This is a genomic window from Kitasatospora sp. NPDC048298 (genome assembly GCF_043201465.1).
GTDB lineage: Bacteria > Actinomycetota > Actinomycetes > Streptomycetales > Streptomycetaceae > Kitasatospora.
Genome location: NZ_JBICYZ010000046.1, coordinates 25,721 through 45,203 on the forward strand (window position 1 = coordinate 25,721; position 19,483 = coordinate 45,203).

General features: G+C 74.4%; 16 protein-coding genes and 1 pseudogene. 4 read left to right on the forward strand and 13 right to left on the reverse strand.

The features are described from left to right. Positions 1 to 27: 27 nt before the first annotated feature. Complete coding sequence (locus ACGF0D_RS29060; protein WP_392868604.1) at positions 28 to 1,260, reverse strand: M64 family metallopeptidase; 1,233 nt, start codon at positions 1,258 to 1,260, stop codon at positions 28 to 30. A 364-nt stretch (positions 1,261 to 1,624) separates the two neighbouring features. Here ACGF0D_RS29060 and ACGF0D_RS29065 point away from each other — a divergent pair, with 364 nt between their 5' ends. After that, positions 1,625 to 2,506, forward strand: a complete 882-nt coding sequence (locus ACGF0D_RS29065) for a hypothetical protein (protein WP_392921212.1) — start codon at positions 1,625 to 1,627, stop codon at positions 2,504 to 2,506. Positions 2,507 to 2,719: 213 nt separating this feature from the next. Continuing rightward, positions 2,720 to 3,724 carry an LPXTG cell wall anchor domain-containing protein gene (locus ACGF0D_RS29070; protein WP_392921215.1) on the forward strand — a complete coding sequence of 335 codons (1,005 nt, stop codon included), beginning with the start codon at positions 2,720 to 2,722 and terminating at the stop codon, positions 3,722 to 3,724. An 80-nt stretch (positions 3,725 to 3,804) separates the two neighbouring features. Here ACGF0D_RS29070 and ACGF0D_RS29075 read toward each other — a convergent pair whose 3' ends face one another. From ACGF0D_RS29075 to pdhA, 3 genes are read right to left on the reverse strand one after another with little or no spacing between them, the layout of a single operon-like run. Continuing rightward, entirely contained in the window at positions 3,805 to 5,244 is a 1,440-nt protein-coding gene (locus tag ACGF0D_RS29075) for a dihydrolipoamide acetyltransferase family protein (RefSeq protein WP_392921218.1), read from the reverse strand. Positions 5,245 to 5,259: 15 nt separating this feature from the next. After that, positions 5,260 to 6,234, reverse strand: coding sequence for an alpha-ketoacid dehydrogenase subunit beta (locus ACGF0D_RS29080; RefSeq protein ID WP_392868612.1), 975 nt, complete (start codon positions 6,232 to 6,234; stop codon positions 5,260 to 5,262). Then, positions 6,234 to 7,388 carry a pyruvate dehydrogenase (acetyl-transferring) E1 component subunit alpha gene (gene pdhA, locus ACGF0D_RS29085; protein ID WP_392921220.1) on the reverse strand — a complete coding sequence of 385 codons (1,155 nt, stop codon included), beginning with the start codon at positions 7,386 to 7,388 and terminating at the stop codon, positions 6,234 to 6,236. The genes ACGF0D_RS29080 and pdhA overlap by 1 nt, the downstream gene beginning before the upstream one ends. A 426-nt stretch (positions 7,389 to 7,814) precedes the next feature. Between pdhA and ACGF0D_RS29090 the strand changes: the two genes are divergently transcribed. Together ACGF0D_RS29090 and ACGF0D_RS29095 are read left to right on the forward strand one after the other, a co-directional pair. Then, positions 7,815 to 8,474 (forward strand): response regulator, encoded by a 660-nt coding sequence (locus tag ACGF0D_RS29090; RefSeq protein ID WP_392868616.1) that lies wholly within the window; start codon positions 7,815 to 7,817, stop codon positions 8,472 to 8,474. A 65-nt stretch (positions 8,475 to 8,539) separates the two neighbouring features. After that, positions 8,540 to 9,640, forward strand: a complete 1,101-nt coding sequence (locus ACGF0D_RS29095) for a phosphotransferase (protein WP_392921223.1) — start codon at positions 8,540 to 8,542, stop codon at positions 9,638 to 9,640. Positions 9,641 to 9,645: 5 nt separating this feature from the next. Here the strand turns inward: ACGF0D_RS29095 and ACGF0D_RS29100 are convergent, their stop codons facing one another. The 9 genes and pseudogenes from ACGF0D_RS29100 to ACGF0D_RS29140 form a co-directional block, all read right to left on the reverse strand. Then, positions 9,646 to 11,370 carry a protein kinase gene (locus tag ACGF0D_RS29100; protein ID WP_392921226.1) on the reverse strand — a complete coding sequence of 575 codons (1,725 nt, stop codon included), beginning with the start codon at positions 11,368 to 11,370 and terminating at the stop codon, positions 9,646 to 9,648. 112 nt (positions 11,371 to 11,482) lie between these two features. Continuing rightward, positions 11,483 to 12,979 carry a protein kinase gene (locus tag ACGF0D_RS29105; RefSeq protein ID WP_392921229.1) on the reverse strand — a complete coding sequence of 499 codons (1,497 nt, stop codon included), beginning with the start codon at positions 12,977 to 12,979 and terminating at the stop codon, positions 11,483 to 11,485. A gap of 293 nt (positions 12,980 to 13,272) precedes the next feature. Beyond that, positions 13,273 to 13,887, reverse strand: coding sequence for a bacterial proteasome activator family protein (locus tag ACGF0D_RS29110; protein WP_392868623.1), 615 nt, complete (start codon positions 13,885 to 13,887; stop codon positions 13,273 to 13,275). A 265-nt stretch (positions 13,888 to 14,152) separates the two neighbouring features. Continuing rightward, entirely contained in the window at positions 14,153 to 14,932 is a 780-nt protein-coding gene (locus ACGF0D_RS29115; protein WP_392921232.1) for a hypothetical protein, read from the reverse strand. Between the two features lie 185 nt (positions 14,933 to 15,117). Further along, positions 15,118 to 16,095 (reverse strand): NAD(P)H-quinone oxidoreductase, encoded by a 978-nt coding sequence (locus ACGF0D_RS29120; RefSeq protein ID WP_392868626.1) that lies wholly within the window; start codon positions 16,093 to 16,095, stop codon positions 15,118 to 15,120. 42 nt (positions 16,096 to 16,137) lie between these two features. Next, the gene (locus ACGF0D_RS29125; protein ID WP_392868628.1) at positions 16,138 to 17,199 is read right to left on the reverse strand and encodes a potassium channel family protein; all 1,062 of its coding nucleotides are present in this window, start codon (positions 17,197 to 17,199) and stop codon (positions 16,138 to 16,140) included. Between the two features lie 100 nt (positions 17,200 to 17,299). Next, on the reverse strand, positions 17,300 to 18,508 hold the full coding sequence (locus ACGF0D_RS29130) for a molybdopterin molybdotransferase MoeA (RefSeq protein WP_392921234.1): 1,209 nt from the start codon (positions 18,506 to 18,508) through the stop codon (positions 17,300 to 17,302). After that, positions 18,505 to 18,786, reverse strand: a pseudogene (locus ACGF0D_RS29135) (DUF6457 domain-containing protein); the annotation flags it as partial. The gene ACGF0D_RS29130 and the pseudogene ACGF0D_RS29135, both read right to left, overlap by 4 nt. A 93-nt stretch (positions 18,787 to 18,879) precedes the next feature. Then, complete coding sequence (locus ACGF0D_RS29140; protein WP_392921237.1) at positions 18,880 to 19,461, reverse strand: molybdenum cofactor guanylyltransferase; 582 nt, start codon at positions 19,459 to 19,461, stop codon at positions 18,880 to 18,882. Between the last annotated feature and the right edge of the window lie 22 nt (positions 19,462 to 19,483).

Here is a 19,483-nt window from a genome sequence, read left to right on the forward strand (position 1 = left end):
CGCCCCGGCCTCAGCCTCGGCCCCGCCTCAGCCGGTCAGCGTCCAGGACACCGAGCGGGTCATGTAGCGCTCCCGGAAGGCCTCGTCCCGCACCCAGTCGGTGGCGTCCCGGACGGTCGCCGTCACGGTGACCGTCCGGCCCGGGGCCAGCTCCAGCCGGGCGGTGTCCAGCCGGGCGCCGTCGGCGGACTGCGGCGCCACCGGGACGCCGTCCACCTTCCACTCCACCTTCAGCTGCCGCGGGCCGTTCAGCGGCAGCGGCCGGACGTCGAGCCGGGGCCGCCCGGACACCTCGCCGGGGGGCGGCACCGGGGTGTCGGTCGGCCGGACCCTGCGGTACAGCTCCTCGATGATCGCCTCGCGCGAGGGGAGGTTGTACGCGCTGCCCAGGGTGCGCATCACCGAGTCCTGGGTCGGCCGGTAGAGGCCGTTGGCGCTGCGGTACGCCCCGATCACGCCGGCCCCGTCCGGGGACTCGGCGCCCAGCCAGCGCCACCACTTGGTCTGCTTCCTGCGCATGTCGTCGGCGTTGAGGGTGGCGAGGTTCGGGTAGTCGGCGTCGTCCGGGGCGGTGTCGTACTCGTCGCCGAGGTCGCCCACGGTGTGCCCGATCTCGTGCTGGATGATCCGCCCGGCGTCCGGGCTGCCGCCCGCCAGGGTGGTCACCCCGGTGCCGCCGGCGCCGCCGTACTCGGTGGAGTTGGCCAGCGCTATCAGGTACTGCGGCCCGGCGCCGTCCCCCGCGTACCGGGCGGTGGCGGCCTCGTCGGCGCAGAGCAGCCGGGCGGTGCCCTCGCACCAGAAGTGCATGCCGAGCGGGGTGGCGGTCTTGCGGCCGCGGCTCTCGGACTCGGCGATCCCGGAGACCGGGGAGACCACCTCGACCCGCCGGATGTTGAAGAAGCCCTGGTAGGTACGGAAGGGCTCGATGTCCATCAGCGCGTGCCAGGCCTTGTCGGCCTGCTGCCGGAAGAGGTCCTGCTCGCCGGCCGTGTAGCCGTCGCCGAGCAGCACCAGGGTGATCCGGTTGGCCGGGTCGCCGGTGCGGCGTATCTCGACGGTCGGGGCGGCCGCGAATATCCGCCGGTCGGCCTGGAGGGCCGTGTGCGGGGGCACCGCGCGGTCGGCCGGGGCCCCCGGGCCGATCACGCCGAACGGCGAGGGGCCGGCCAGCTCCAGGGCGCTCGGGAGGGCGGCGGCGGACAGCAGCACGAGGGCGGCCAGACTCCGGACGAGACGGCCAGGGTTGCCAGGCGCCATACGGGTGCGTCCTCCCGGATCCGGTCACCCGGCGTCGCCCGGGTGGTGGAGCGGAGACGTACCCGGGCGGCCGGGACTCCCCTATCCGGCCGCGAGAAAGTCACCGACCTGGCCGAACGATCCGCACTTTCCGGACCATTCTGGTCATACCAACCTTCACGCGAGAGGCTTAGAAGGCCCGCCGGACAGAACCCGAGATTTCTCGGAACCCGTCTGCAACCCCCCGTGGGGATGCGCGTCCATACAGGTGAAGGCACGGAGAGCGAGACCGGCAGAGCCGGGGGGCGCTTCCGCTCGGGAGGAGCGGGGCCGGTCGTCTTCACCCACTCACACCGTCAGCACCATGACCCTGGGGAGTCACGTCATGCGCCTGTCCGCTATCACCCGTTTCGCGAAGAACGAGCGCGCGCTCTCCGGCCGCCGCCGCATCGCCGTCCTCGCCGCCGGCACGGTCCTCGCCGGCGGCGTCCAGTTCCTCGCCACCGACACCGCCTGGGCCTGCGACGGCCCGTACTCCGCGAACAACTCGGTCACCTCCGAGGCGGCCATGGCCCGACACCACAGCGGGACCCCGGTCAGCGCCTTCATCGCCCCGGTCGCGACCTCGCTGACCGCCGGCGAGAAGACCGAGTTCGGCGTGGAGTTCGCCAACTTCACCGGGGCCGCGTTCGACGAGGTGGCCCCGGGCCTCACCCTGAAGGCGACCGGCGGCAAGAACCACCTCCTCCCCGAGGACGTGACGGTCGAGGTCATGCGCGGCGGCTCCTGGACGAAGCTCGGCACCGACAACGGCTGCGCCGGCGAGGCCGTCCGCGTCGACACCTCCCCGCTGCTCCAGCCGCTGGCGGACGGCCATGCCGGCCGCGCGCTGTTCCGGATCACCCTGGCGGCCGGGGCCCCGAAGGACCTCGCCTCGCTGACGCTCACCACCGACGCGTGGAGCGGGGAGGCCGCCACCGGCAAGTCGGCGAGCACCACCGTCAAGGTCGTCCACCCGGGCGCCCAGCCCGCCCGGACCGCCAAGCCGACCACCCCGGCCAAGCCCGCGCCCACCACGGCCGTCGAACCGGCCGCGGACCGGACCAAGGACGCCGCCCCGGCCGCCACCGCGCCGGCCGGCACCGCCGAGCTGGCCCGGACCGGCTCCTCCGCCACCGACACCTTCCTCGCCCTCAGCTCCGCCCTCTTCCTCACCCTCGGCGCCGGCGTCCTGATCGCCGTCCGCCGGCTCCACCACCAGCGCTGACCGGCCGCCCGGTGGGGCCGAGCGGCCCTCGGCCCCACCGGCGAAAATTTCTCGAAACCCACCTGCAACCCCCGACGGGGATGCGCGTCCATACAAGTGAAGGCACGGAGAGCGAGACCGGCAGAGCCGGGGGGCGCTTCCGCCCAGGAGGAGCGGAGCCGGTCGTCTTCACCCACTCACACCGTCAGCACCACGACCCTGGGGATCCACGCCATGCGCATGTCCGTTATCACCCGTTCCGCGAAGAACGACCGCACGCTCTCCGGCCGCCGCCGCATCGCCGTCCTCGCCGCCACCACCGTCCTCGCCGGCGGCGTCCAGTTCCTCGCCACCGACACCGCCTGGGCCTGCGGGGACAGCGCCGACGACGCCCCCGCCGTCACCGCCCCCGCGAAGGCCGCGCCGAAGACCACCGCGAGCGTCACCGAGGCGCCCGCCGCCGACCACCAGGGCTCCTACGAGGCCGGGTTCCACATGACCCCGGCCAACCAGACCATCACCGCGGGCGGCCCCAAGGTCGAGGTCGGCATCAGCGTCACCAACTTCACCGGCGCCCCGTACCAGAACATCTCCGGGCTGCTCGGGATGTACAACCCGGCCTCCGGCGGCCTGGACACCAAGGACGTCACCGTCGAGGTCGCCTCCGCGGGCGGCTGGAAGCCGGTCAAGCTGGTCCACGGCGGCTGCGACCCGTCGGTGTACGCCGTCCCGTCCGCGGCGAACACCGCCCCGCGCCTGGAGAACGGCCGGGCCGTGAACTTCCTGTACCGGGTGGGGCTCTCCGCGAACGCGTCCAAGGACACGACCAGCCTCGTGTTCGTCGCCTCCGCGAAGGCCGCCGGGTTCCCCGAGAAGGGCGGCGAGTCGCTCACCTTCCACGTGGCGCACACCGCCGCCCCCGCCCCCACCGCGAAGCCGACCACCCCCGCCAAGCCCAAGCCCACCGCCACCAAGAGCGCCAAGCCGGTCCCCGCCGAGCCCGCCGCCGACCGGACCGAGGGCACCGCCCCGGCCACGCCCCAGGCCCCGGCCACCACCCCGGCCGCCCCCACCCCGGCAACCTCCGCCCCGGCCACCACGGCCCCGGCCGGCACCCCCGAGCTGGCGCACACCGGCTCCTCCGCCAGCAACACCTTCCTCGCCGTCGGCTCCGCCGCGTTCCTCGCCCTCGGAGCGGGCGTCCTGATCGCCGTCCGTCGACTCCGTCCCCAGCGGTAGTCGAACCGGCGGTACGACGAAGGGGCCCTCCTGCGCACGGCGGTGCGGAGGAGGGCCCCTTCTGCGGTCCTACGGGGGCGTCAGCCCCAGGTGATCAGGCGCTTCGGGCGCTCCAGCAGGCCGGCCACGTCGGCCAGCACCTTGGAGCCCAGCTCCCCGTCCACCAGGCGGTGGTCGAAGGAGAGCGCGAGCGTGGTCACCTGACGCGGGACCACCTTGCCCTTGTGCACCCACGGCAGCTCCCGGACCGCCCCGAAGGCCAGGATGGCGGCCTCACCGGGGTTGAGGATCGGGGTACCGGTGTCGACGCCGAAGACGCCGACGTTGGTGATGGTGACCGTCCCGCCCTGCATGTCGGCCGGCGAGGTCTTGCCCTGACGGGCCGTCTCGACCAGCTCGCCGAGCGAAGTGGCCAGGCCCGCGAGGGTCTTGGACCCGGCGTCCTTGATGTTCGGGACGATCAGGCCGCGCGGGGTGGCCGCGGCGATGCCGAGGTTCACCTGTCCCTTGAGGACGATCTCCTGGGCGGCCTCGTCCCACTGCGCGTTGATCTCGGGGTGCCGCTTGATCGCGGTGAGCAGCGCCTTGGCGACGATCAGCAGCGGGCTGACCCGGACGTCCCGGCCCAGCTCGCCGCTCTCCTTGAGCCGACGGACGAACTTCATCGTGCGGGTCACGTCGACCTGCACGAACTCGGTGACGTGCGGGGCGGTGAAGGCCGAGGCCACCATCGCCTGCGCGGTCGCCTTGCGGACGCCCTTGATCGGCACCCGGACGTCGCCCGTGGTGGACACGGGCACCTGCGGCGCGGCCGGCTCGGCCACGACGGCCTCGGCCACCGGGGCCGCGGCGGCCGCCGGGACGGCCGGAGCGGCCTGGGCCGCGGCGAAGGCGTGCACGTCCTCGCGGGTGATCACGCCGTCCCGGCCGGTCGGGGTGACCGCGCGCAGGTCGACGCCGAGGTCCTTGGCCAGCTTGCGCACCGGCGGCTTGGCCAACGGCCGCTCTCCGCCCGGCACTTCGGCGACCGGGGCCACGGGCGCCGGAGCGGCCGCGGGCACCGGAGCCGCGGGCACGGCCGGCACGGTCGCGGAGACCTTTGTGGTGGTCGTCCGCCGCGCCCGGCGCTGGGCGGCGCCGGTGCGCGGGCCGTACCCGACCAGCACCTCGCGCCGCTCGGGCTCGGTCTCCTCGGCGGGAGCCGGAGCCGGGGCCTGAGCCGGCGTCGCGGTGGGGGCGACCGGAGCCGCGGCCCCCGCCTCCCCGGCGACGGCGACCGAGATGATCACGGTGCCGACGTCGACCGTCGCGCCCTCGGGGAAGTGCAGCTGCTCGACCACCCCGTTGAACGGGATGGGCAGCTCCACGGCCGCCTTGGCGGTCTCCACCTCGCAGACGACCTGCCCGTCGGTGACGGTGTCACCGGGCTTGACGTACCAGCTGAGGATCTCGGCCTCGGTGAGGCCCTCGCCCACGTCGGGCATCTTGAACTCGCGGAGCGAGCGAACTTCGGTGGTCATCTTCGCTCCCCGGAATCAGTACGCGAGCGCGCGGTCGACGGCGTCGAGCACGCGGTCCAGGTCGGGCAGGAACGCCTCCTCGACCCGGGACGGCGGGTACGGCGCGTGGTAGCCGCCGACCCGCAGGACCGGCGCCTCCAGGTGGTAGAAGCACTTCTCGGTGAGCCGGGCGGCCAGCTCGGCGCCCATGCCCATGAAGACCGGCGCCTCGTGCACCACCACGGCCCGACCGGTGCGCTTGACCGAGGCCTCCAGGGTGGCGAAGTCCACCGGGGAGAGCGAGCGCAGGTCGACGACCTCCAGCCGGCGGCCGTCCTCCTCGGCGGCCGCGGCGGCCTCCAGGCAGACCTTGACCATCGGGCCGTACGCGATCAGCGTCGCGTCGGTGCCGGAGCGGACGATCCGGGCGTCGTGCAGGCCCAGGTCGGCGGCGTCGCCGACCTCGCCCTTGTCCCAGTAACGGCGCTTGGGCTCCAGGAAGATGACCGGGTCGTCGGACTCGATCGACTGCCGCAGCATCCAGTGCGCGTCGTGGGCGCTGGCCGGGGTGACCACCCGCAGACCGGCGGTGTGCGCGAAGTACGCCTCGTGCGACTCGCTGTGGTGCTCGACCGCGCCGATGCCACCCGCGTAGGGGATGCGCACGGTGACCGGCAGCTTGACGTGGCCCAGCGCACGGGCGTGCATCTTGGCCAGCTGGGAGACGATCTGGTCGAACGCCGGGTAGACGAAGCCGTCGAACTGGATCTCCACGACGGGGCGGTAGCCGCGCAGGGCCAGGCCGATCGCGGTGCCCATGATGCCGGACTCGGCGAGCGGGGTGTCGATCACCCGGTCCTCGCCGAAGTCCTTCTGGAGGCCGTCGGTGATCCGGAAGACGCCGCCGAGCTTGCCGATGTCCTCGCCCATCAGGACGGTCTTCGGGTCGTTCTCCAGCGACTTGCGCAGCGCTCCGTTCAGCGCCTTGGCGATGCTCAGCTGACCGGCCATCAGTGGGTCTCCCCCGCCTCGAAGGAGGCCGCGTACTCGACGTACTCGGCCCGTTCCTCATCGACCAGCGCGTGCGGCTCGCTGTACACGTGGTCGAAGATCAGGGTCGGGTCCGGGTCCGGCATGCCGCGCACGCCCTCGCGCACCCGCAGCCCCAGCTGCTCGCTCTCGGCGTCGACGGCGGCGAAGAACTCCTCGTCGGCCAGGCCCTCCTTGTCCAGGTGGGCGCGGAGCCGGGTGATCGGGTCCTTGGCCTTCCAGGCCTCGGTCTCCTCGGCGTGCCGGTAGCGGGTGGGGTCGTCGGAGGTGGTGTGGGCGCCCATCCGGTAGGTGAACGCCTCGATCAGCACCGGTCCGTTGCCGCTGCGGGCGTGGTCGAGCGCCCAGCGGGTGACCGCCAGGCAGGCCAGCACGTCGTTGCCGTCGACCCGGACGCCCGGGAAGCCGAAGCCGGAGGCGCGGCGGTACAGCGGGATCCTGGTCTGGGTGGTGGTGGGCTCGGAGATCGCCCACTGGTTGTTCTGGCAGAAGAAGACCACCGGCGCGTTGTAGACCGAGGCGAAGGTGAAGGCCTCGTTGACGTCGCCCTGGCTGGAGGCGCCGTCGCCGAAGTACGCGATCACCGCGTCGTCGGCGCCGTCCTTGGTGATGCCCATCGCGTAACCGGTGGCGTGCAGGGCCTGCGCGCCGATCACGATGGTGTACAGGTGGAAGTTCTTCTCGTTCGGGTCCCAGCCACCGTGGTTCACACCGCGGAACATGCCGAGCAGGTTCAGCGGGTCGACGTCGCGGCACCAGGCCACGCCGTGCTCGCGGTACGTGGGGAAGGCGTAGTCGCCGGGGCGCATCGCGCGGCCGGAGCCGACCTGGGCGGCCTCCTGGCCGAGCAGCGAGGCCCACAGGCCCAGCTCGCCCTGGCGCTGGAGCGCGGTGGCCTCCGCGTCGAACCGGCGCACCAGCACCAGGTCGCGGTAGAGGGCGCGCAGCTCCTCGGGAGTGGTGGTGAGGGGATAGTCCGGGTTCTCGACCCGCTCGCCTTCCGGCGTGAGCAGCTGGACGAGCTCCGGCTGGGCGTCCTTGCCCTTGCCACGGAGGGTGTCAGGGACGCCGGGGGCCGCCTTCTTGCGAGCCCTCGCCGTGCTTTTGACGGTCACGTTCACTCCTCGGTCTGTCCAGCCGCCCGGGGTCGCCGGTGACCGGTCCGGTCACCGCCTCGCGGGGCGCGCGTGGGTGTGCGCTCCCACTGCGGGGCAGGTGGTGATCCTGTTCCGACGGCGTCCCGCACGAGAACGTTACCCAGCGTCCGCCCTCGGCGCGCTTGCGCTAGGACGTCCTACTTGTTCAGGGTCTACAACCCCGAGGGTGCCGCGGTCGGCTCGCCGTCGGAAGGGTGGGGGTGACGGTCGGCGTGACGCAGCTCTCAATTCGAGCGCCTTCAGGACACCAGCGCACGTTATCCGGGCAGACGCCCGTGCGTAAGGGGGTTCTCGGTATCGGTTTTGGACGGCCCTGGCCGGATCGCGTCGGTACGGGGATCCGGACGATAGGTCTTTCGTACGGTGATATGGGAGGCTTTGGACGTGACTGATAACGGACAAATCAGGGTATTCCTGCTCGACGATCACGAGGTCGTCCGGCGGGGCGTGCACGATCTACTCTCGGTCGAGGACGACATCGAGGTGGTCGGCGAGGCCGGCACGGCCGCCGAGGCGCTCACCCGGATCCCGGCGGTCCACCCGGACGTGGCGGTGCTCGACGTCCGGCTGCCGGACGGCAACGGGGTCGAGGTCTGCCGCGAGATCCGGTCCAAGTTGCCGGAGATCAAGTGCCTGATGCTGACCTCGTTCTCGGACGACGAGGCGCTGTTCGACTCGATCATGGCCGGCGCCTCCGGCTACGTGCTGAAGGCGATCCGCGGCACCGACCTGATCACCGCCGTCCGGGACGTCGCGGCCGGCCGCTCGCTGCTCGACCCGGTCGCCACCAGCAGGGTGCTCGCCCGGCTGCGCGACGGCGGGGAGAAGGAGGACGAGCGGCTCTCCCAACTCACCAAGCAGGAACGGCGGATCCTCGATCTGATCGGCGAAGGTATGACAAATCGTCAGATCGGCAACGAGTTGCACCTGGCCGAGAAGACGGTGAAGAACTACGTCTCGAGTCTGCTCGCCAAGATGGGCATGGAGCGGCGCACCCAGGCGGCCGCCTTCGTGGCGCGGCACCAGGCCGACCACCAGTACTGACCGGACGGCTGCACAGAGTTGACGGTTTGTCAAGGGCCCCCGCAAGGGGGCCATAACCTCTGCACGTGACTTTCAGCCAGACCCTCGCCTGCGCACCGGCCCGCCCCGACATCTCCGCACCGCCGATGGGAACCCTCAGTCCACCCGTCCCGCCGGACGCGCTCGCCGAGGTCCTGGCCCGCTACCGGGTGGGCCGGCTGCTGACCGCCGAACCCGTCGCCGAGGGCCTGCTGAACCGGGGGTACCTGGTCACCACCGAGGCCGGTCCGTACTTCCTGAAGTGCTACGTCGACTCCGCCACCGCCGGCCGTCCGAAGATCCTCGCCCACCACCGCGCGATGGCCGCGCTGAACACCCTCGGACTGCCCGTCGCACCCCCGCTGGCCTGCGCCGGACGGTCCGGCACGGTGGCCTCCTGCGGCGGCCGGCTGTTCGCGCTGTTCCCCTGGGTCGACGGCCGGCACCGGCACGGCGACGAGCTCGACCCGTCGCAGTGCGACGCGCTCGGCGCGCTGCTCGGCCGGCTGCACGGCGCGCTCGACGACGTCTGCGCCCCCATCGAACAACCCGCCGGCTACCGCAGCGCCGACCCCGTCGACAGCGCCGAGCTCGCCCGCGACCTGCGCTCCCGCGCCCGGGAGCACCACCCGGCCGGGGAGTTGGACGCCCTGGTGGTGGAACGGCTCACGGAACGGCTGGATCTGCTCGCCGAGCACGCCCACCGCCGCCCCGCCCCGGAGGCCGCACCGCCCACCGGCTGGACCCACGGCGACTTCCACGGCCTCAACCTGCTCTACGACGACGGCCCGCGGGGCGGCCGGGTGGCGGCCGTCCTGGACTGGGACAAGCTCGGCCCGCAGCCACGCGCCGAGGAGGCCGTCCGGGCCGCCACGCTGCTCTTCAACGACCGCTCGTCCGGCGTCCTCGACCTGGTCCGGGTCCGCCGCTACTCACAGGCCTACCGGGGCTCCGGCGCCGCCACCGCCGAGCAGCTGGCCGCCGCCGTCCACCGGGTCTGGTGGGAGCGGCTGAACGACTTCTGGATGCTGCAGTGGCGCTACCAGCGGGCCGACCACCGGGCCGACCCGCTCTACCCCGCCTCCGCGGGACAGCTGGCGTGGTGGTGCCAGGAGTACGAACAGGTCCTGGACGCCTTCGCCAACTGACCGCGTCAGGGGGTCGTCGGCTTCGGGTCCACCGGCGGCTTCGGGTCCACGGGCGGCTTCGCCGTCCCCGTGCCGGCGCCCGAGGTCGCCGGCGGCGTCGTCGCCGGCGGCGCCGTCGTGGCCGGCGCGCTCCCGGTCGCGCTGTGGCTGGGGGGCGTGGTCTGCGTCGGGGTCGGCGTGCCGTGCTTGCCGGTGCTCGGCGACGGCGACATGTTGTTGCCGTTGTTGCCGGTGTTGTTCCCGTTGTTGTTGCCGGGGTCGGTCGGGGCCTGCGGCTTCTTGCTGCCGGAGACCGAGGCCGGCGGGGTGGTCAGGCCGCTCTGGGCGGGCGCGCTCGGCTCCGTGCTGGTGACCGCCGGGGGCTGCGTCGGGGACACCTCGTGGTCGGTCTTGTCGCCGCTGATCGCGAACGCGATGCCCGCACCGGCCGCGACCAGCACGGCGATCGCGCCGGCCACCCAGGCCCACGGCCCGCGCCGCCGGACAGGTCCGTCCCCGGCCTCGTCCGCGCCGCCACGGTACGGGGCGCCGCCGTACGGGGCGCCGGCCGCCGGGTAGGGCGAGGAGGGGGTGTGCGGGCCGCCCGTGGAGTACGGCAGCACGGAGGTCTGGTCGCCCGGGCGCACCGCGCCGAAGGCCGCGGTGGCCGCGGTCTGGTCCGGCCGCAGCACCTGGGTCGCGCCGGTGTCGCCCGAGGTGGCGCCGACCCAGCCGTCCCCGGCCGCGCCGTGCATCTCGCGCAGGGCGTGCTGCAGGTGGGCGCGGAACTCGTCGGCGTCCTGGAAGCGGTCGTCCGGGTTCTTGGCGAGCGAGCGCAGCACCAGCGGGTCGAGCCCGGTCGGCACCCGGCCGTTGGCCTGCGAGGGCGGCATCGGCGGGTCCTGGACGTGCTGGTAGACCACCGACAGCGGCGTGTCGCCGGTGAACGGCGGGCGCAGCGTGAGCAGCTCGTACAGCATGCAGCCGGCCGCGTACAGGTCCGAGCGGTGGTCGACCGGCTTGCCGAGCGCCTGCTCGGGCGAGAGGTACTGCGGGGTGCCCATGACCATGCCGGTCTGGGTCATCGTGGTGGCCCCACCGGTCAGCGCCCGGGCGATGCCGAAGTCCATCACCTTGACCGCGCCGGTGTTGGTGATGATCACGTTGGCGGGCTTGATGTCCCGGTGGACGATGCCGTTGCGGTGGCTGTAGGCGAGCGCCTCCAGCACCCCGGCGATGATGATCAGCGCCTGGTCGACCGGCGGCGCCTCCTCGTCCGCCAGCAGCTCGCGGACGGTGCGGCCCTCGACCAGCTCCATCACGATGTACGGCGTGGACTCGTCCCCGACGTACTCCTCGCCGGTGTCGTAGACCGAGACGATCGAGTGGTGGTTGAGCGCCGCGACGGCGTGTGCCTCACGGGTGAAGCGCAGCCGGGCGACGTCGTCCTGGGCCAGTTCGCCACGCAGCAACTTGACCGCGACGGTGCGGCCGAGCCGCACGTCCTCGGCGGCGAACACCTCGGCCATGCCGCCGCGTCCGAGCCGGTGGGTCAGCCGGTAGCGGCCGTCGCCGACGGTGCTCAGCGGCACGGCTGTGCCGCGGCCCGGGGTCTGCGGGCCGCCCGCGGTGACCGGCGGCAGCGCCGAGGTCGGCGCCTCGGCGCCGGGCTCGGGAATCCTCGGGGTTCCGCCGGTCCGGCCGACCGCTCGGACACCCGCGTCGTCGTCCGGCTGCTGCGTCTGTGCCATCGCTCCTCGCCCCGGGCGTTCGCTCGGATCGCGGTGCCCTGTCGCTTTCGTATCCCCGAACGCTACCGCCTCCGGCGGGCGGACGCGGCACCCCCCAACCGGCCGTAAACCGTCAGAGCAGGCCAATCCGGTCGGCGGGGAGGTCGAGGACCAGCACGTTGGCGGGGCGGTCCGCGTGGCCGAGCTTGCCGCCGGACCTCTCGTTCGCCTTGTTGACCACGATCGCGATGATGATGCCCGCGAGCACCAGCACGCCGACGATGATCCCGATCACGACCACGGCCGTCGAGCAGCCACCGCCGCCGCTGGGCGCCTTCGGCTGCTGGTACGGCGGCATCGGCTGCGGCGGCGGGGTGTGCGCCTGCGGCGGCTGCTGGAGGAACTGCGGGTGCGGCGTCTGCGGAGCCTGCGGGTGCGGCGTCTGGTACGCCGGCGGCGGGGTCTGGTACTGCGGCTGCGGCGGCTGCTGGAGGAACTGCGGGTGCGGCGTCTGCGGGGCCTGCGGAGCCTGCGGGTGCGGCGTCTGCGGGGCCTGCGGAGCCTGCGGGTGCGGCGTCCGGTAGGCCGGCGGCGGGGTCTGGTACTGCGGCTGCGGCGGCTGCTGGAGGAACTGCGGGTGCGGCGTCTGCGGCGTCTGCGGAGCCTGCGGGGCGGCGTGCACCGAGCGCGGGCCCTCGTTGATCACCAGCGGGGTGCTGGCCTGCAGCCTGTGCCCGTTGTCGCCGCCCTTGGCGGACGCGATCAGCCGCTCCGCCTCGTCCCGCATCGCCGCCGCGCTCTGGAACCGGTGCGCCGGGTCCTTGCGCAGCGCCTGGGCGACGAACGCGTCCACCTCGGGGGTGACCGAGCGGTTGAGGGTGGAGGGGGCCGGCGGCTCCTCCTGGACGTGCTTGTAGGCGATCGAGAACGCCGAGTCGCCGTCGAAGACCAGCTGCCCGGTGATCATCTCGAAGAGCATCACGCCGACCGAGTACAGGTCGGAGCGGGCGTCCACCGGCTTGCCGAGCGCCTGCTCGGGCGAGAGGTACTGCGGGGTGCCGACCACCATGCCGGTCTGGGTCATCGACGTGACGCCGGATTCCAGCGCGCGGGCGATGCCGAAGTCCATGACCTTGACGTTGCCCTTGCGGTCGAACATGACGTTGCCGGGCTTGATGTCGCGGTGCACCAGGCCCATGTCGTGCGAGGCCTCCAGCGCGTTCAGCACGCCGACGGTGACCTTCAGGGCCTGCTCGGCCGGCATCGCGCCGTACTGGCCGATCGCCTCGTTGATCGCGTCGCGCAGGCCCATGCCGTCGATCAGCTGCATGACGATGTACGGCGTGCTGGAACCGTCCGGGGCGACGTCCTCGCCGCTGTCGTACACCGTGACGATGTTCGGGTGCTCCAGCCGCGCCACGGCCTGGGCCTCGCGGCGGAACCGCTCCTTGAACGAGTCGTCCCGGCCCAGCTCGCTGTGCATGCTCTTCAGCGCGACCTGCCGGTCCAGCACGCGGTCGTGGGCGAGGTGCACGGAGGCCATGCCGCCCTCGCCCAGCAGCCGCTGCAGCACATAGCGGCCGTTGCCCAGGGAGAAGCCCTCGACCGCCGCGTTGCCGTGCTCGCTCATGGTCCTCTGCTCCCCCTCGGCGCGGCCGTGCTCGCCGCAGCCTGACGTTCGGTCTCGTCCGTGCGTGGTGGCCCTGCCCGCTGACCTGGCGGGCCCCTGCCGCGGCGGTTCCACCGGCCGGCGACAGGGGCCAGGGTATCGGCTCGCGCCGACGGTGATCGGTCCAGGGCCGGGCCCGCTCCCCGGCCGCCGGCCCCCGGTCCCGACGGCCGGGACCGGGGGCGGACCGTCGCGGTACGTCCGGTCCGGACGCGGACCGGAGGCACCTGTCGCCGGGGTGGGGCCGGATGCGACTACAGGTAGGGACCGGAGCGGATGCCGCGGCCCTGGCCCGGCTCGTCCTCGTCCGGCTCGCCGCTGTGCAGGCCGGGCGGCAGCGCCCGCCGCATCTGCTCCAGCTGGGCCCGCGCCGCCATCTGCTGCGCGAACAGCGCGGTCTGGATGCCGTGGAACAGGCCCTCCAGCCAGCCGACCAGCTGGGCCTGGGCGATCCGCAGCTCGGCCTCGGTCGGGATGGAGTCCTCGGTGAAGGGCAGCGACAGCCGCTCCAGCTCGGCGACCAGCTCCGGGGCCAGACCGAGTTCGAGTTCCTTGATCGAACTCGCGTGGATGTCCTTCAGCCGGGCCCGGCTCGCCTCGTCCAGAGGCGCCGCCCGGACCTCCTCCAGCAGCTGCTTGATCATGCTGCCGATGCGCATGACCTTGGCGGGCTGCTCGACCATCTCGGTCACCGGGAGCTCGCGTGGCATGTCGCCCTCGTGCTCCCCCTCCCCCACCGGGCCGCCGAACCCCTGGCCCACGGGCATCCCGTCCGGTCCGACGATCAGCACCTTCTGGCCGTCCTGCGACTGCCCGCCGGCGGCCCGCAAGGGCTCCTGCGACGGGCGCTCGTTCATCGGATTCGTCATGAACAACATTCTCTCTCACTGGGGTTGGCCGGGCGGAAGCCCCCGGTCGTCCCGGCGTCCTGCGCCACCCCTGACGACGGTACGCCGCCGGGCGCCGCGCGGGTATCCGTACGGATACTCAGTTCCCGCACCGCGTCCGCCGACCGTCCACCCGCCGACCGCCGACGGCGCCCGGCCCGGCCGGCCCCCGCCCGCCGAACCGCAGCCGCCGACAACCCGGCCCCGCGCCGGGCGTGCCGCACCCGGCGCGGGGCCGTCCCGGGCCTCAGCCCTTGCGCAGCCGCAGGCCGACCAGTCCCAGGCCGCAGCCGATCAGGCCCAGGCCGACGCCCAGCGGGAGCTGGGTGGTGGAGGCGTCCTGCCAGTGGGCCGGGAAGATCGCGGGCACGGCGGCGACGGCGGCGACCGGCTGCCCCGTGGCCGCCGCGCCGGCGTCCGGAGCGGCCGGGACCGGGACGGCGGCGGTGTCGCCGGGTGTCCCGGTCTCCGCGGCGCCCCCGTCGGCCTCCGGCTGCTCCGCCTCGGCGACCAGCTCCGGGGCCTGCTCCGGGGCCTGCTCGGGGACCTGCTCGGGAGCCTGTTCGACGCCCTGCTCGACGCTCTGCTCCGGCCCCAGCTCGACGGCTTGGTCCGGCGCCTGCTCCGGCACCCGCTCGGGGGCCTGCTCCCTGGCCTGTCCCCTGGCCCGTTCCACGGCGGCGTCGGAGCGCTCGGGCAGCGAGGCCGGGTGGTGCCGGCGGACCCACCCGCGGGCGCCGTGCGGGTGCGGATGCGGCACCGGCCGCCGCGGCGGCGCGGCCGCCGGCCCGGGGGCGCCCGGCTCGGCGTCCGTCCCCGCCTCCGGCGAGGGCAGGACCGTCGGCAGCGTCAGGGCCGCCGGCGAAGGCAGCGCGACGGCCGCGGAGGCGGCGGCCAGCGGGAGGGTGAGCCCCAGCACGGCCGCCGCGAACAGCCGCTGGGCGCGGCCGGGGGAGCGGCGGGAAGTACGACGGTGGTGCGGCGCCACGGGCAGTGGCCCGAGCGGTGCGTGCGGTGATGCGGCCACGGTCGGAGTCCTTCCGACGGCCGACGGCGCCCGGGGGCGGGATCGGCGGCGGGACTGCTCCGGACCAGACTCGCACGCCCCGATCGTTACGGCATTTCGGGCAATTCACGCCCTTTCCGCCGCCGTCCGCGCCGCCCCCGGACCTCCCCCGAACCTCCCCTGGACCTCCCCCGGACCTCCCCCGCTCAGGCCCGCAGCACGACCTTCCCGACCTGCTCCCCGCGCTCCAGCACCCGGTGCGCCTCGGCCACCTCCGCCAGCGGGAGCACCCGGTCCAGGACCGGCCGCACCACCCCGGACTCGACCAGCGGCCACACGTGCTCCCGCACGGCCGCCACGATCGCCGCCTTCTCCGCCAGCGGGCGCCCGCGCAGGTTGGTGGCGATCACCGCCCCGCGCTTGCGCAGCAGCGCGTTGAGGTCGAGTTCGCCCTTCACCCCGCCCTGGAGGCCGATGACCACCAGCCGCCCGTTGACCGCCAGCGCCTCCACGTTCCGCTGGAGGTACCTGGCGCCCATGATGTCCAGGATCACGTCCGCCCCGGCGCCGCCGGTGGCCTCCCGGAGCGCCTCGACGAAGTCCTGCTCGCGGTAGTCGATCAGGATGTCCGCGCCCAGCTCGGCGCACCGCGCCAGCTTCTCCCGGCTGCCCGCGGTGACCGCGACCCGCGCGCCGACCGCCTTGGCCAGCTGGATCGCCATGGTCCCGATCCCGCTCGCGCCACCGTGCAGCAGCACCGTCTCGCCGGGCCGCAGGTGCGCGGTGAGGAAGACGTTGGACCACACCGTGCAGGCCACCTCGGGCAGCGCCGCGGCCTCCTCGACGGACAGCCCCGCGGGCAGCGGCAGCAGCTGCCCGGTCGGCACCGCGACCCGCTGCGCGTAGCCGCCGCCGGCCAGCAGCGCGCACACCTCGTCGCCGACCGCCCAGCCGGACACCCCGGGCCCGAGCGCGACGATCCGCCCGGCGCACTCCAGCCCCGGGTAGGGCGAGGCACCGGGCGGCGGGTTGTAGAAGCCCTGCCGCTGGAGGAGGTCGGCACGGTTGACGGCGGTGGCCGCCACCTCGACCAGGACCTCGCCCTCGGCGGGCACCGGGTCGGGCACCTCGGCCCAGACCAGTGCCTCGGGACCACCGGGTACGGGAATCGTCATCGCATGCATGCCCCGAACCTACTGCGGTCCGGGGCGGTTGCACGGCGCGGCTCAGCCGGTCGGCGCGACTCCGCTGGACTTGATGACGATGACCCGGTCGGTGAGCTGGAGCACGGCGGCCTCCGGCTCGGTGTAGTTGAGCACCCGTCGGCCCCGGACCACCGCGACCACCAGGTCGTCGCACGCGCGCGGGCTGTGCCCGGCCTCGGCCCGGGTGACCGGACGCTCCACCACGTCCAGCCCGTTGCCGTACGTCAGCAGGTCCTCCATCACCGCCCCGGCGTGCGGGCTGAGCATCGACAGCCCGAGCAGGCGGCCGGCCGAACTGGAGCTGGTCACCACGACGTCGGCGCCGCTCTGCCGCAGCAGCGGCGCGTTCTCGTCCTCCCGGACGGCGGCGACCACGGTGGCGGCCTTGTTCAACTGCCGGGCCGTCAGCGTGATCAGTACGGCGGTGTCGTCCCGCTCCGGTGCGACCACCACCCGCGCGGCGGTGGGCAGCGCGGCCCGCACCAGGGTGTCGGTGCGGGTGGCGTCGCCGACCACCCCGACCAGGCCGTGCTGGGCGGCCTGGTCGATCACCTTGCGCTGCGGGTCGACGACGACGATGTCCTCCTTCTTCACCCCCTGTCCGAGCAGGGTGTCGACGGCGCTGCGACCCTTCGTCCCGTAGCCGATGACGACGGTGTGCTCGCGCACGGTGGACCTCCAGCGGTTCAACCGCCATTGCAGGCGGGTCCGTTCGGTGAGCACCTCCAGGGTGGTGCCGACCAGGATGATCAGGAACACCACGCGCAGCGGGGTGATCACGAAGATGTTGGTGAGCCGGGCGCTGTCGCTGAACGGGGTGATGTCGCCGTACCCGGTGGTGGAGAGCGTCACCGTGGCGTAGTAGGCCGCGTCCAGGAAGCTGAGTTCGCCACCGGCGTTGTCGTTGTAGCCGTCCCGGTCGAGGTAGACGATGAACGAGGTGGCGACCAGGACGGCGAGCGCCAGCAGCAGCCGGGAGCCGACCTGCCGGACGGCGGGCGCGGCCCGTCGGACGGGCAGCACGATCCCGGCGTCCGCCCACGGCTCGGTGCCGGGCGCCATCGTGCGTCGAAGTCGGCTCATGCGCCCACCTCGCGCTGCCCGGCCGCCGCTTCTCCCGACGCGTACCTCGTGATGGTCCCCTCTCCCCCGGCCTCCGGCCGGGGGTACCCCCACCGCTCGCTCACGGCACCTCCAGCAGTTCGACCGTCTGCCCCGCGCCCGCCCCGCCGGGCGGCACCACGGCCAGCGCCTCCGCCCGGGCGAGCCCGCGCAGCATCGCCGGCCCGTCGAAGTCCAGCGGCAGGACGCCCTCGGCGGTCCGCCGGACCGGCTGGAGCCGGGTGTCCGTACGGTGCCCGTGCAGGTCGGCCGCGACCGGTGCGAGGACGGGGGCGCCGGCCGGCCGCCCGCCGCGGGCGTGCAGCAGCGGCAGGACGAGGGTCACCATCCCTGCGACGGCGGCCAGCGGGTTGCCCGGCAGGCCCACCAGGTGACGGCCGCCGGGGAGTTCGGCCAGCAGCATCGGGTGCCCCGGCCGGACGGCGACGCCGTCCACCAGCAGTCGGCCACCGGCCTCGGCGAGCGCCCGGTGCAGGAAGTCGACCGGCCCGGCGGCCGTCCCGCCGGTGGTGACCACGAGGTCGGCGGTGGAGTGCCGCAGCGCGTCCCGGAGCAGCCCGAAGTCGTCCCGGACGTAGCCGACTTCGGCCGGCTCGGCGCCGGCGGCCCGCAGCCAGGGCGGCAGCAGCGGCCCGAGGGCGTCCCGGACCAGCCCGGGAGCGGGCACCCCGGCGGTGAGCAACTCGTCGCCCAGGACGAGCAGTTGGACCTCGGGACGGCGGTGCACGGACAGTCCGTCGTGGCCGCAGGCGGCGGCCAGGCCGAGCACGACCGGCCCGACCGTGGTGCCGGACGGCAGCAACTCCTCGCCCCGGCGGCACTCCTGGCCGCGCGGGCGGACGTCCTGGCCGGTGCCCAGCGGCCGCGGGCCGCTGTCATGCAGCAGCGCGCCGCCCGTCCGCCCGTGCTCACGGCGCAGTACGGCGGTGGCGCCGGGCGGCAGTTGGGCACCGGTGGCGATCTCCACGGCGGTGCCGTCGGCCAACGGCGCCGGATCGGACCGTCCGGCCAGCACCCGGCCGGCGACCCGCCACGGGCCGGGACCGGCGACCGCCCAGCCGTCCATCGCGGAGGTGTCGAAGGCGGGCAGGTCGGTCAGCGCGCCGAGCGGCTCGGCGAGGGTGCGGCCGAGCGCCTCGGCCAGCGGGACCGCGACCCCGGGCAGCGGGTGCAGCCCGGCCCGGCGCGCGGTCTCGCGGGCCCGGGACCAGCTCAGCACGCCGGGGCCGGTGGACGGTGCGGTCACGGTGGCCTGGCCGACCGCGCTCACGACTCACCCGGCCGGCCGGCGGTGCCCCAGCCCTCGACGAGGGCCTCGGCCCGCCGGGCCGCCTCGGCGACGGCCTGCGCCCCGCCGCCCCGATGGGCGGCCGCGTAGCCGATCAGGAAGGCGGTCAGCGGCGCGGCCGGCCGGTCCACCCCGTGCGCGACCACCCGGGCCGTGTCGAGCAGACCACGGACGTCGACGTCCAGGTCGATGCCCAGGTCGGCCTTGACCTCGGCGATCCAGTCATCCAGCGTGCGCTCCATGCGCCCATGCTGCCCGATCGGCGGTTTCACCGAGGTGTTCGCCCCGTGTGCGGCGCGCGTCGTTTCGCTCACACCCCGGCGGCACGACCGGTGAGCGGCGACCGGTGAGGTTCAGCTCCGGTCGCGCTCGCGGGCCCGTTCCAGGTCCTCCCAGGTGTCGCAGTCGTGGGCGACGCCGTCGGTGTCGGCCACCCGCGGCCCGCGCAGCCCGCCGACCAGCCGGCGCAGCGGCCTACCGGCCGGGTCGCCGAGATCGGCCAGCGCGGCGCGCAGTGCCGCGGTCCGGTAGGCGGCGGCGAGCGGCTGGTCCCGGCCGCCCGCGTCGACCAGCACCGCGCGGTCCGCGGGCGCACCGGCCTCGTCGAGCGCGGTGACCAGCCGTTCCGCCGTCCGCCGGTCCAGGAACGGCAGGTCGGCGGCGAGCAGCAGCACGACGTCCGCGGTGACCAGGTCGAGCCCGGCCGCGACGGCGGCCACCGGCCCGCCGCCGGGCGGCTGCTCCCTGGTCCAGCGGACGCCGGCCCGCCCGCTCGGCCGGGCCGGGCCCACCACCACGGTGGTGCGGGCGCCCGCGCAGGCGGCGAGCACCCGGTCGAGCAGGGTGGTCCCGCCCACCGTCAGCCCCGGCTTGTCGGCCCCGCCGAGGCGCCGGGCGGCCCCGCCCGCCGGGACGATCACGTCGTACGGCGTCATGCGGCCAGTATCCGCCCCTGGC

Excerpts from the sequence above, each read along its gene's own strand:
- ACGF0D_RS29060 (WP_392868604.1), bottom strand. The coding sequence starts at position 1,260 with ATGGCGCCTGGCAACCCTGGCCGTCTCGTCCGGAGTCTGGCCGCCCTC.
- ACGF0D_RS29065 (WP_392921212.1), top strand. The coding sequence starts at position 1,625 with ATGCGCCTGTCCGCTATCACCCGTTTCGCGAAGAACGAGCGCGCGCTC.
- ACGF0D_RS29070 (WP_392921215.1), top strand. The coding sequence starts at position 2,720 with ATGCGCATGTCCGTTATCACCCGTTCCGCGAAGAACGACCGCACGCTC.
- ACGF0D_RS29075 (WP_392921218.1), bottom strand. The coding sequence starts at position 5,244 with ATGACCACCGAAGTTCGCTCGCTCCGCGAGTTCAAGATGCCCGACGTG.
- ACGF0D_RS29080 (WP_392868612.1), bottom strand. The coding sequence starts at position 6,234 with ATGGCCGGTCAGCTGAGCATCGCCAAGGCGCTGAACGGAGCGCTGCGC.
- ACGF0D_RS29100 (WP_392921226.1), bottom strand. The coding sequence starts at position 11,370 with ATGGCACAGACGCAGCAGCCGGACGACGACGCGGGTGTCCGAGCGGTC.
- ACGF0D_RS29105 (WP_392921229.1), bottom strand. The coding sequence starts at position 12,979 with ATGAGCGAGCACGGCAACGCGGCGGTCGAGGGCTTCTCCCTGGGCAAC.
- ACGF0D_RS29110 (WP_392868623.1), bottom strand. The coding sequence starts at position 13,887 with ATGACGAATCCGATGAACGAGCGCCCGTCGCAGGAGCCCTTGCGGGCC.
- ACGF0D_RS29120 (WP_392868626.1), bottom strand. The coding sequence starts at position 16,095 with ATGCATGCGATGACGATTCCCGTACCCGGTGGTCCCGAGGCACTGGTC.
- ACGF0D_RS29125 (WP_392868628.1), bottom strand. The coding sequence starts at position 17,199 with ATGAGCCGACTTCGACGCACGATGGCGCCCGGCACCGAGCCGTGGGCG.
- ACGF0D_RS29140 (WP_392921237.1), bottom strand. The coding sequence starts at position 19,461 with ATGACGCCGTACGACGTGATCGTCCCGGCGGGCGGGGCCGCCCGGCGC.